At 37.9% G+C, this 12,637-nt stretch carries 12 protein-coding genes; 10 read left to right on the top strand and 2 right to left on the bottom strand.

Annotation, left to right across the window (positions count from 1 at the left end; genetic code table 11):
- The first annotated feature begins 7 nt into the window (after positions 1–7).
- The 5 genes from AC2D3N_RS13105 to AC2D3N_RS13085 all read left to right on the top strand — a co-directional run bounded on the left by AC2D3N_RS13105 (position 8) and on the right by AC2D3N_RS13085 (position 2,961).
- A complete protein-coding gene (locus AC2D3N_RS13105) occupies positions 8–175 on the top strand; it encodes a hypothetical protein (protein WP_484691101.1) in 168 nt (55 codons plus the stop codon).
- Between the two features lies 1 nt (position 176).
- Positions 177–386: a type II toxin-antitoxin system HicB family antitoxin gene (locus AC2D3N_RS13100; protein WP_484691100.1), complete on the top strand. Its 210-nt coding sequence runs from the start codon at positions 177–179 to the stop codon at positions 384–386.
- Positions 387–619: 233 nt separating this feature from the next.
- Positions 620–1,096, top strand: coding sequence for a hypothetical protein (locus AC2D3N_RS13095; RefSeq protein WP_484691099.1), 477 nt, complete (start codon positions 620–622; stop codon positions 1,094–1,096).
- Between the two features lie 61 nt (positions 1,097–1,157).
- Positions 1,158–1,463, top strand: a complete 306-nt coding sequence (locus AC2D3N_RS13090) for a hypothetical protein (RefSeq protein WP_484691098.1) — start codon at positions 1,158–1,160, stop codon at positions 1,461–1,463.
- Between the two features lie 10 nt (positions 1,464–1,473).
- Positions 1,474–2,961 carry an ATP-binding cassette domain-containing protein gene (locus AC2D3N_RS13085; RefSeq protein ID WP_484691097.1) on the top strand — a complete coding sequence of 496 codons (1,488 nt, stop codon included), beginning with the start codon at positions 1,474–1,476 and terminating at the stop codon, positions 2,959–2,961.
- 87 nt (positions 2,962–3,048) lie between these two features.
- On the opposite strand, the gene AC2D3N_RS13080 is transcribed toward AC2D3N_RS13085, so the two are convergent.
- On the bottom strand, positions 3,049–3,333 hold the full coding sequence (locus AC2D3N_RS13080) for a YiaA/YiaB family inner membrane protein (RefSeq protein WP_042155498.1): 285 nt from the start codon (positions 3,331–3,333) through the stop codon (positions 3,049–3,051).
- Positions 3,334–3,519: 186 nt separating this feature from the next.
- Here AC2D3N_RS13080 and AC2D3N_RS13075 point away from each other — a divergent pair, with 186 nt between their 5' ends.
- From AC2D3N_RS13075 to AC2D3N_RS13060, 4 genes are all read left to right on the top strand, one after another.
- Positions 3,520–6,267: a response regulator gene (locus AC2D3N_RS13075; protein WP_484691096.1), complete on the top strand. Its 2,748-nt coding sequence runs from the start codon at positions 3,520–3,522 to the stop codon at positions 6,265–6,267.
- Complete coding sequence (locus AC2D3N_RS13070) at positions 6,264–8,120, top strand: two-component system response regulator (RefSeq protein ID WP_079681125.1); 1,857 nt, start codon at positions 6,264–6,266, stop codon at positions 8,118–8,120. The genes AC2D3N_RS13075 and AC2D3N_RS13070 overlap by 4 nt, the downstream gene beginning before the upstream one ends.
- A gap of 91 nt (positions 8,121–8,211) precedes the next feature.
- Positions 8,212–9,621 carry a sensor histidine kinase gene (locus tag AC2D3N_RS13065; RefSeq protein WP_484691095.1) on the top strand — a complete coding sequence of 470 codons (1,410 nt, stop codon included), beginning with the start codon at positions 8,212–8,214 and terminating at the stop codon, positions 9,619–9,621.
- 71 nt (positions 9,622–9,692) lie between these two features.
- The gene (locus AC2D3N_RS13060) at positions 9,693–10,571 is read left to right on the top strand and encodes a tetratricopeptide repeat protein (protein WP_234996818.1); all 879 of its coding nucleotides are present in this window, start codon (positions 9,693–9,695) and stop codon (positions 10,569–10,571) included.
- A 91-nt stretch (positions 10,572–10,662) separates the two neighbouring features.
- On the opposite strand, the gene AC2D3N_RS13055 is transcribed toward AC2D3N_RS13060, so the two are convergent.
- Positions 10,663–11,064, bottom strand: a complete 402-nt coding sequence (locus AC2D3N_RS13055; protein WP_079681122.1) for a response regulator — start codon at positions 11,062–11,064, stop codon at positions 10,663–10,665.
- 270 nt (positions 11,065–11,334) lie between these two features.
- On the opposite strand from AC2D3N_RS13055, the gene AC2D3N_RS13050 reads away from it, so the two are divergent.
- Positions 11,335–12,534, top strand: a complete 1,200-nt coding sequence (locus AC2D3N_RS13050) for a Fic family protein (RefSeq protein ID WP_484691094.1) — start codon at positions 11,335–11,337, stop codon at positions 12,532–12,534.
- Positions 12,535–12,637 lie beyond the last annotated feature (103 nt).

Raw genomic sequence — 12,637 nt, 5'->3', positions numbered from 1 at the left:
ATTAACAATGTTAGTAAGTAATCTGACTGTAGAACAACTTCAAGATTTAATTCGGCACACCGTTGAGCAATGCTTAGAGGAATATTTTGGTGATCCTGATGTGGAGTTAAATGTAAAACCAGAAGTTAAACAGAAATTGCAAAAAATTATCCAGTCTCAACCCTTAGAAAATTAAAATGCTACGATATAAAATAGTTATTTATTGGAGTCATGAAGATCAAGCGTTTATTGCAGAAGTACCAGAGTTACCTGGATGTGCTGCGGATGGAAAAACCTATCAAGAAGCATTAGAAAATGTAGAAATTATTATGCAAGAATGGATTGAAACAGCGCAAGAGTTAGGACGTTCTATTCCTGAACCCAAGGGACGATTATTATTAGCTTAATACTGCTATAACCTGTTTTAAAAAAATTGTAGGGGCGGGTTCTCCGAGAGCTTTGTCACTTCACCCCAATATTACTAAACCCGCCCCACTCCTTCTCGTTAGCTTAAATTGTAATTCAAGGGCATAATGAGGGAACAAGGGAAAAAAAATTTCCGTAAATTTACTGATGACACTTGAGAAATATTAATTTATTATATTTTATTGAGGGTATCATTAAGCAGGATTTTATTCTTATGGATTCCACCCAGTCTAAATTATCTGGTGTTCCCAAGACATTAAAAATAGGAAAACCCCTATTCAAAATTTCGCCAACGTGGGCATTCCGAATTTTGATTTTATTGTGGACACCCTTGATTTTCTTTCAAACCTGGAGTATTCAGCATTCAGATAAACCTTTTATAAAAGTAGATTCATCTCCTAATGAAAATCATAGAAAAATAGATTCTTCTGAACCCAAAAAAACCGGGCTAATTAAAGAAAATCCTCCGCCATCTGCTCGGGTTTCACCTAAGCCGGATGGCTCAGACCATCCTCCAGTACCCACCCCTAGTCCACCCATTCCTGATATAAATTTATCAGAAATGGGTGTTGTAATTGTTGTTGGCAGTGTTTTAACTGTTGGTGCTATTGCTGCTGGTGCAGCCGTTGCACCTGCTGTAATACTTGGTGGCTTAGCGGCTGCGGTATTTTATTTGTGGAGTTCCCAATAACTAAAATATGTTCGTCTATTGGTTAACAATGTAATTTTATTGGAGTTAGGAGATATCAATTATGAACTCACCGGATCAGGATCACCCAGTAACTAAAATTTTATCAAATCATGGGTTAGACATTAGAAATATCGTTTTGATGATTGTTGGTATCATTTTTACTGTTATTATTGTAGTACCATTGATAACTGATTTTACTAATACTCTCGATAATATTAAGTGTTTTGCTCCCAATAATCCTGTAGAAATACTCCTAGGAATTTGTGGAATGATTGGACTAACAATTATTGGAGTTCCTTTGTTTCCAGCTATAGTATTTGGGCTGGGGATATGGTCAGTTATTAAATATTGGATTTGTCACATATAGGAGGTTAACTATGAATATTATTGAACTTAAAAACGTTTCTAAATCTTACGGTAATAATCTCATCTTGAATCAGATTAACCTCATTGTTCAGCCAGGTGAATTGATAATTTTACAAGGAGATATTGGATCGGGAAAAACAACACTTATGGATTTAGTAGTAGGATTAAAAAATCCTGATGGGGGCACAATTGAAGTGTTTGGAAATTCACCCAATGATCCTAAATCTCGATTTCAGCTAGGGTGTATGCTGCAAAAAGCTAGAGTACCGGATCATCTAAAAGTTCGAGAACTCATTAACTTAATTAGAAGTTATTATCCTCATCCTTTATCTTCCGAAAGAATTGAAGAACTTTTAAAAATAACTAAACTGAAAGATAAAGAATACAGACTCGCCTCCGAACTATCGGGGGGGCAAGAACAACATCTCTATTTTTTACTATCTATAATAGGGAATCCTGATCTTTTAATTCTTGATGAACCAACTCGTAGTTTAGCGACAGAAGCAATTAAAGAATTTTTGCAACAAGTCAAAAATTTTATTCTTGAAGGTAAAACAGTTATATTTATTAGTCATTCTCAAACTGACAAAGCGGAACTGAAGGACTTAGTAACTCGAATTTTAACCTTAAGTAAGGGTCAACTTCAAGAAGAAAAAACTTCTCGATCTGTAGAAATTATAAATACGGAAACGAAAGTGATTAATGTTCAGAAATCATCAGAACAATTAAAAAATCGAGTTTCTCAATTGTCATCTTCTTTGAAAGGACAGTTATGGGTTGAACTTCTTGACTTGATTAGAAACCCTTTGTTAATCGGATTGATCCTGGTTATTTCTATTGCGCTCCCTTTGGGTTTTAATCATAATCTTGATCAGCCTAATATTGGTTGGCAAATACTAATACTTGTTGCTGCAATAAGTCCTTTTTTTATTGCTAGTCAGCTAGTTGCTCAACGAATTGCAAGTGATAGAACTCAAGGATGGACTAAGTTATTACGAGTTACTCCCCTATCTCCTTGGATTTATTTAGTTTCAAAAGTCATCATTGCATTCATAGTTTATAGCTTAGAATTAGGATTAATGTTTGGATTAGGAATTTCTAAAGGTGGTATTCAGCAAGATTTTATAGTTTGGTTAGCCCTCTTTTCTAGCTTAATGCTGGGAATGCTAGTGATGACAATTCTAGGATGTGCATTGGGATATTGGTTTAACATAAAAGATATTACTATTCCCCTTGTGATTCTTCTATTCATGGCAGCCTTCACAAGTTTTCCATTGCCCCATATGCCGATACTTTTGAAAAAATTGATGCCTTTTTCGCCTTTCTATCATTATTCACAATTAGTTAGTTGGGCAGGAAAAATTAATCTCAATAATTTTATTGAAGGTATAATTAATGATCAGCATTTAGATGTGAATTTTGAGTGGTTACTCTGGACTACTTGTGTTTTAAGTTTTTTAGCAATTTGGGGATACAAGCGGGATAAATCCTTTAATTAATTCAAGAATGCAAATAGGCAAAAGCAGAATATTCTCCTTTTGCCTATTTTAATCTATTATATTTTAATAGGTAATTAACAGCCTAAATCACTTCATCGGATTATATTCAGCTAATAATTTTTCTAACTTAGCTTGATCAACTTTAGATAATAATTTGTCCGCTTCATAATTATCTCGAACAGTTTTAGCTAAAGTAAAAGAAGACCCCACCGAAAAGGTTAAACCCATCCCCATAAATCCTTTCACCCAAATATCAACAGGAAGGTAAGCAATCCCGACGGCGGTTGTGGATACAGCCAGAATAAAAGATAGCCAAACTTGAAGAATCCAAGCGGATGTATCTTTTTGTGCCAACATTTGTTTATTGCTCATAATCGTGACTTCCTTGGGGCGTTATTGTTGATTCTATTGTAGTTTTGAGCCGCAAAACCCCTCAACTATCATGGACAGTTTGAGAAACTGTCTACTCCCCCCTTGTCAATGGGTTAAAATATTATTGATTCAATCTGACTGCGATCGCAATTCATCAAAAATTTTAATTTATTAATCACTTATCCTATGAAGCCCTTATTAATTAAATTTCCCCTACGATGGGTTCTAATTGTTCCTTTTATTTTACAACTATTTGGCACTGTTGGACTAATTGGCTGGTTGTCTTTTCGTAGCAGTAAAGCCTCCGTTGGAGATGTTGCTTATCAACTCAGAAATGAAATTTCTAACCGAATTGAACAAAGATTGTATCAATTTTTAGAAGTTCCCCATTTAATTAATCAACTCAATTTAGATGCGATTAAATCCGGTTATATTGATATTGATAATATGCAAAACTTAAAAAATCATTTTTGGTTACAAGTACAATCGTTTAAAACCATCAGTTTTATTTTATTTGGGAGTGAAAAAAATGAATTTATCGGAGTAGGAAGATTTGATCATTCGGGTTTACTGATGATGAAAGCTGATCCATCTACCCAGGGAAGTATTCAATTTTATGAATTAGATGCTCAAGGAAACCCTCAAAAATTAGTCCAAGAAACACCAAATTTTGTGATTCGAGAGCGACCTTGGTACAAAGCAGCATTGCAAACAGATCAATCCATTTGGAGTCCAATTTTCACTTATTATGCCTATCCTGAAATGGTATTACCTGCTAGTGTTGTTGTTAAGGATAATCAGGGAAAAGTGTTAGGAGTATTAGCGAGTCACTTATTTCTAAACCAAGTCAGTGACTTTTTAAAAAGTATAGAAGTCGGTAAATCAGGGCAAACCTTTATTATTGAACGTTCCGGTTTAATTGTAGCTAGTTCTAGTTTAAATAGATCATTTTTAGTAGATAAACAGGGTAAAACTCAAAGAATTAAAGCGATTGAAAGTTCCGACAAAGTATTACAAAATACAGCTATTTTTTTATTGGAACATTTTGAAAAATTTAATAATATTAATAGCAAACAACAACTCGACTTTATTTATAATAATCAAAGACAACTGATCCAAATTGTTCCCTATTCCGACCCCAGAGGTTTAGATTGGTTAATTGTGGTGGTTGTTCCCGAATCAGACTTTACGCAAAAGATCCAAAACAATCAAAAAAGAACAATTATTCTTTGCTTTTTAGCCTTGGGTTTATCCGTAATCTTGGGAATTTTAACCGCCCGATGGATTATGAAACCGATTATAAAATTAAATCAAGATTCTCAAAAAATTGCCCAAGGAAAATTAGAAGAAATTCTACCCAAAACTGAAGTTTATAGTATTGATGAATTAGAGGTTTTATCTCAATCTTTTAATCAAATGGTATCTGAACTGAAACAATCCTTTGATACCCTAGAAGTTCGAGTCGAAGAACGAACCCTAGAATTGAAACAAGCTAAGGAATCGGCAGAATTAGCTAATCTGGCTAAAAGCCTATTTTTAGCGAATATGAGTCATGAATTAAGAACTCCTTTACACGCGATTTTAGGGTTTACCCAATTAATGCTCCGTCAGTATAACGGCGATGCTCAACTTTCAGAAAACCTGGAAATTGTCAATCGTTCTGGAGAACATTTACTCAAATTAATTAATGAAATTTTAGATTTAACCAAAATTGAATCGGGAAAAACCCAGATAAATCTGAGTTGTTTTAATCTCCATTCCTGTTTTACAACCTTAGAACAAATGTTTGAATTAAAAGCACAATCTAAAGGAATACAGCTAATTTTTGAATTAGATCCAGGCTTGCCTCAATATATTAAAACCGATGAAAGTAAATTTCGCCAAATTCTCATAAATTTATTATCAAATGGAATTAAATTTACTAGCACAGGACAAGTAATATTAAGAGTAAAAAAGCAGCCTCAAGCCGATCATAAATTTGAGGATATCGAACCCAAACTAACCCTTGAATTTGAGATCGAAGATACTGGCTACGGCATTGCCTCCGATGAGATCCATCAAGTTTTTGAGGCATTTAGCCAAACGGAAACAGGACGTCAATCGCAACAGGGAACCGGGTTAGGATTAGCCATTAGTCAAAAATTTATCCAGTTAATGGGTGGCGATATTCAAGTCAATAGTATCCTAAATCAAGGAACAATTTTTAAATTCTATCTTCAAGTTAATCCGGCTGAAGTCGAGGATATTCAAGAACTTCAGACTCAAAAACGAATTATTGGTTTAGCCGAAAATCAACCCCAATTCCGAATTTTAGTGGTAGATGACCGATTTACCAATCGCCAATTATTAGTTAAACTATTATCTCCTTTGGGGTTTGAGGTGGCTGAGGCGGAAAATGGTCAAGAAGCATTAAAAGTATGGAATGAATGGCAACCCCATTTAGTCTTGATGGATATGCGGATGCCGATCATGGATGGTTACGAAGCCACAAAACAAATCAAATCCCAATTAAAAGGTCAAGCGACGGTGATTATTGCTTTAACCGCTAGTGTTTTTGAGGAAGAACGAGCTATAGTTTTATCAGTGGGATGTGATGATTTTGTCAAAAAACCCTTCCGAGAAGATGCCCTATTAGAAAAAATTGCCCACTATTTAGGGGTACGATATTTATACACACCCGATCTTCCCACTTTAGAACCCTTAGCACCCCCGCCAAGCTCCATCATTAGCCCGGATGCGTTAACTATGATGTCTTCTGAATGGTTAGTCGCATTGCGCTACAGTGCGGCTGCCGCCGATGGCGAACAAATTTTACAACTGGTGCAACAAATTCCCGTATCCCACAGTCCGGTCGCAGAATCTCTCATCCTATTAGTGAATAATTTTTCTTTTGATCAGATAATGGATTTAGCTCATAAAGCGACCCAGCAATGAATCATTCTTTTAATCGATCTTTTAAAGCCGATATTTTAATTGTAGATGACACCCTAGAAAATCTACGTCTGTTATCGAATACTTTGATCCAAATGGGATATAAAGTTCGGGGGGTAATGAATGGACAAATGGCAATTATGGCTGTACAAACTCTGCCACCTGATTTGATTTTATTAGATATCAAAATGCCCGATATGGACGGTTATACCGTTTGTCAATCCTTGAAGGCGAATGAACAAACTCGTGATATACCAGTAATTTTTTTAAGTGCTTTGAATGAAGTGATTGATAAAGTCAAAGCCTTTCAAGTGGGCGGGGTGGATTATATTACTAAACCTTTTCAATTTGAAGAAGTAGTAGCGCGGATTGAGAATCAAATAGCCTTACAATTGGCTAAGGCTGAAATTCGACAATTGAATGAGAAATTAGAACAGCGAGTCCAATCTCGGACGATAGAATTAGAAATTGTCAATGCCCAATTAAAAGGCTTAAATCACAAGCTAGAAAAGGAAATTGCAGAACACCAGAAAACCCAAACCAGATTACTACATCTGGCATCCCATGATGCCCTCACCAATTTACCGAATCGGGTTTTATTTATGAATCGACTGATCCAGGCATTACAACGCACCCAACGGGAACCCAATTATCAATTTGGAGTTTTATTTTTGGATTGTGATCGGTTTAAAGTAGTCAATGATTCCCTGGGACATTTTGCTGGAGATCGGCTATTAATTGCGATCGCTCGCCGCCTGAAAACCCATTTATCCTCTACGGATATGTTAGCACGGTTTGGGGGCGATGAGTTTACTATCTTATTAGAAAATATTCAGGATATTGACGATGCCAGTCGTTTGGCTCAAAAAATCCAAACCTCTATGAGTTGGCCGTTTCAATTTGAGGAACAGGAATTATTTATTAATGCCAGTATTGGGATTGTTATTGGGAATAAAACCTATCAAGAACCGGAACATCTTTTAAGAGATGCCGATATTGCCATGTATCAAGCCAAAGCCAAAGGAAAGGCTCGGTATCAAGTTTTTGATACCCAAATGCACCGTCATGCCCAACAACGCTTAGAATTAGAAACAGATTTAAGATTGGCATTACACCGTCAAGAATTTATCTTATATTATCAACCAATTATCTCCTTAGCAACGGGGAGAATTAACGGATTTGAAGCATTATTAAGGTGGCATCATGGGAAAAAAGGTCTAATATCCCCCGGGGATTTTATTCCCGCAGCCGAAGAAACCGGGTTAATTGTTCCCATCGGTTTATGGGTTTTAAAAGAAGCCTGTCAGCAGTTAAAAATTTGGCAAGATCGGGGTTTATTTAAAAACAAGATTAAAATGAGTGTTAATTTATCCGTAAAACAGTTTTCTCAACTGAATTTAATTCAAAATATTGATAAAATCATTTTACAAACTCAATTAAATAGCAGTTATTTAAAATTGGAAATTACCGAAAGTGCCATCATGGAACATCCCGAATCCGCCGCCGAACTTTTACAACAACTCAGAGACCGAGATATTCAGTTAAGTATTGATGATTTTGGCACGGGGTATTCCTCCCTAAGTTATTTACATCGATTTCCCTTACATAATTTAAAAATTGATCGATCTTTTATTCAACGAATTAGTGAAACCCGTCAAAATTTAGACATTATTCAAGCCATTATTACCCTCGGCCATCATCTAAATATGACTGTGACCGCCGAAGGGGTAGAAACCGCAGAACAGTTGTCCCTGCTGAAAAATTTGGGCTGTGAAGAAGGACAGGGTTATTTCTTTGCCCGTCCTTTAGATGCGGATGCGGCTCAAGCGTTATTGCAAGATAACCCTCACTGGTAATTAAAATTAACTAATTTTTGAGGGATTTTTTCCAACTTAATGTTAGTCTAGGCTATAAGATATTGTGTAATTAATCCTGCGAGAAAGTACCTTGGCGAGCCTATCTGTACCATATTTATGGGAAAGTCAAACCGGAGGAGATTTAAGTTTAGACTCCACCCTAGAAGATTTACCCCTATACGATTTTCAAGTGGTTTTGAGTTCCGGCGTGCGAACTCTTGTGCAACAGTTTGAAAGACATCCCTTACTCCCCGGAGTAATTATTGTAGACCAAAAAGAAAACTCCACTTCTGAATTTTTAGGAATAATTTCTCGGCGAGATCTCCTAGAATTTTTTTTACGTCCCCAGGGGTTAGAATTATTTTTAGATCAATCCCTAGATGTGCTTTATAGTTATGTTAGAACTCCGGTATTAGTATTACCTGCACAAACCACAATTCTCACAGCAACTCAACAGTCCTTGAAGCGAACTGCCCCTGGATATATAGATCCGATTGTGGTACAAGGAAATTGGCCGGCTTCTAAGGATTATCCTTGGATGGTTTCCTATCGTCTTTTAAACAGCCATGAATTAAATCTTGCCTATTGGCAAATTCGAGGAATTGAAACTCAAGTTCGCTATGAGAGAACTCAAGTTCAACTGTTACAAAGTGAAAAAATGGCAAGTTTAGGAAGATTAGTTGATGGCGTTGCCCATGAAATTTTAGATCCGGTGGGATTTATTTGGGGCAATTTAACCTATTTAATCACCTATAGTGATAGTTTGATTGAACTTTTAGATGCCTATGAATCCCATTATCCCCAGAAATTGCCAGCCCTTGAGAACCTGAAGGAAGAAATTGAATTTGATTTTCTCCGCCAAGATTTCCCTCGGATTCTATCAAGCATCAAAAGTGGTACGGAACGATTAAGTAAATTAGCAACCAGTTTACAAAACTTTTGTCACATTGATGAAATCCATCCCAAACCCGCAGATTTACACAGTCATTTAGATAGTATTTTACTGTTAATGAAAAGCCGGATTAACCGAGAAATTAACGTGGTAAAAAATTACGGTCATTTACCTCCAGTCACTTGTTATGTCGGACAGTTGAGTCAAGTATTTATCAATATTTTGATTCATGGTTTTGATGCCTTGCTCAATCAATTGGTGAGACAAGATTGGGTCGATGAATATAGTCTTTCCCCAAGTTTAGAGTCGGGCAAGACTCCGCAAATTGTGATTACAACAATGATGATTGGTTTAGATTCATCTGCGGTTGAGAATCTCAGCCCTCCCGAACGTTGGGTTTCAATTTCCATTGCCGATAATGGCCCGGGATTGTCTCCCCAAGAACAACAAAAAATCCTAGATTCATTTTCTAATCTCAAACGCACGGAAAAAGAAACCAGTTTATCCCTGAGTTATCATATTGTTACCGCCAAACATGGCGGACAATTAAAATTGCGATCGCAGCCGGGAAAGGGTACGGAATTTGAGATTTTATTCCCCTTTATTTAACCCATTGATCCAAGTTCGTGTATGATCAATAGAACTCGCAAAATATTAAAAAATTTAGGTTACCTCTTACTGTGCGAAATCGAACCCTGATTCTGTCCGTAATCCTTACTCTGAGTTTGTGGAATGTCGCCAAATCAGCCATGGGACAAGCCCTGATTCCCTATACCCCCGCCCTAGACTCAGAACAACTTAAACAAACTGGATTAGGGTTGCTCGAAGAAGCAGCTCAGTTAACCCGATTTCAACAATATCAATTAGCTTTACCCCGGGCAGAACTTGCGACTCAACTGGCACCGGACAGTTATCAAGCTTGGGCCCTATTAGGCAGTTTATATCTGCAATTAGATGAACTCGATAAAGGGATTGAATTTTTACAAAAAGCCAAAAACTTAGAACCCCAAGACCCTGGGATTCAGTTTATTTTGGGGGAAGCCTACTTCAAAAAAGGGGACTATCAAAAATCCGTTCAATCCCTAGAAGCTGCTTTGAAACTTGACCCGAAGGTTCCGGGGGCGTTATTTGATTTGGGCAATGCCTATTATAAGTTGGGGCGGTTAGAGCAGGCAGTTATACAATACGAGAAAGCCTTTTCCCAAGAAAGTAGTCTTTGGCCAGCCATTAATAATGTGGGCTTAGTCAAGTATGAACAGGGAGAAATCGATACGGCGATCAGCAAATGGAGACAGGCGATTAAGATTGATCCCAAAGCCGCCGAACCCCTATTAGCCTTAGCCGTTGCTCTGTACACTAAAGGAGAAGCTCAAGAGGCCCTATCTTTAGGAGAAACGGCTTTACGTCTTGATGGCCGTTATGCCGACTCTGATTATCTGAAAGAAAATCTTTGGGGCGATCGCTTAATCAAAGATACCCAAAAATTTCTAGCTAATCCTCAAATCCAAAAAGTGCTAGTTCAAGTTAAAGATACCCAACCTCCCTCTCCAAGTCCCTAGTCTCAAGATTAGGATCATCCCTACCTCTTAGGAGTACAAAGCAGCAGTAGGTACTGGAAAAAAAGATTGATTCCAGTTCCCCTATTACGGCCTACTCCTCGGGTGATAGCAAGGATTTAATCTTATCCACGAACTTTTGATGATCAATAACGGGTTTAGAGATGTAATCATCGGCTCCACTTTGGGCTAGAAAATCCTCCCGATCTCCAGCCATGGCATGGGCCGTCACTAAAATAATCGGCAGTTTCGCGGTTGTGGGATCAGCTTTGAGGAGTTGGGTAATTTTAATTCCATCAACTGGTTTCCCTTGATAGACACTGCGCGCTAGGGAAACATCCATCAAAATCAAGTCAGCCTCCCCAGTGCGAGCAATATCCATCACTTCTTCCACGTTTTCCGTGTGTTTAACGGCTAATCCACCCCGTTTTGTCAATATTTTTGAAAAAACACGAGCATTAACCTGATCGTCTTCTACAATCAGAACGGTCTTCATTTAAGTCTCCCAACCGATATACTGTTCAAATGGAACCACCTAATATTTCTATTTTTCACTCTCCAGTACCGAAAGGTTATCATACCACGCCCATTCAACGGGTTGACAGGAATAGCCCGACAGTAAATGCCAGAAACCTTTGTCTAAGAAACGCTGCGGAAATTGATCTCTCCTTGAAATTATCGGCAAAAACATCGGCAAAAATCTGTATATTTGAAACTTGAAAGCCATAGCTTATAATCAATATGTATGGTTTTAGAGAACGGCAAAATGTCTAGTCCCACCGAATTTATCGAATCTGTTGATTTGATGGAACCAATGCTCCCAGCAGTAGGTAATCAGTTGTTGGACGATTTAGCAACTGAGTTGATTGCTTTAAGCAGGGCTCTTAACGCACAGGTGACTCCCAGTGTCGCCTTAAGTATGGGAGAGCTTGTCCGTTCCATGAATTGCTATTACAGTAATCTGATTGAGGGGCACAATACACATCCTAGAGATATAGACCGAGCTTTAGCAAATGACTTTTCCCAGGAGCCGAAAAAACGCTCTCTACAACTAGAAGCTAAAGCTCATATCGAAGTTCAACGGATGATTGATAACGGGGAAGAAAAAGATTGTGCAGTAGTAACAACTGATTACCTAATCTGGATTCATCGTGAGTTTTGTCAACGACTTTCTTCTGACTTACTCTACGTTGAAGACCCCCAAGGCAAGAAACGGGTTGAAGTCAAACCGGGAGAATTACGGACTGGGGATGTGAGTGTCGGTGCTCACGTTCCGATTAGCGCTCCAGCAATTCCACGTTTTTTAGGGCGTTTTGAAGAAGCCTATAATCCCAAACGTTTATCTTTAATTCAGCAAGTCATTGCTGTGGCTGCTTCTCATCATCGGCTGCTTTGGATTCATCCTTTCTTTGATGGCAATGGTCGCGTGACACGGCTGTTTTCTCATGCTTTTTTAAGGCAAATTGGGGTGGGCAGTAGTTTGTGGTCTGTCTCTCGTGGTTTAGCCAGAAATGCTAATTTATATCGAGATTTATTGATGGCAGCCGACAAGCGACGATGGAACGATTTAGACGGTCGTGGAAATTTGACAGAGGCTGGTTTGCAGAAGTTTTGTAAGTTCTTTTTAGAGACTTGTATCGACCAAGTGACATTCATGCGTTCACTACTAGAACCCTCCCAACTCTTAAATCGCATTGAACTCTATGTGGAGGAGGAAATTCGAGCCGGACGGTTACTTGAACGTTCTTTTCCTTTACTTAAGGAAGCACTCTATTCTGGTTCTTTTGAGCGTGGTCAGGCTGCTACAATCACAGGTTACAAAGAGCGACAAGCTAGAACAGTGCTAAAGAAATTAGTTGAGGTGGGTCTTCTAGTTTCAGATACTCCCAAGGGTGCTGTCCGCTTGGGATTTCCTACTGATGTTGTCGAGCGCTACTTCCCCAAACTTTATGTTCCAACTATTTAAGGTAGCAGATCACGTCTATACACAACTTGATTGACTCGTCAAATTGAACGCAATTGGTTATCCTCAAAAAAGTAACCACATCCCCTGAGCTTTGTTAGATAGC

The sequence above is a fragment of the Planktothrix sp. PLAVEN19ND genome, from assembly GCF_057220675.1.
This window is presented reverse-complemented; position numbering and strand designations above follow the sequence as displayed.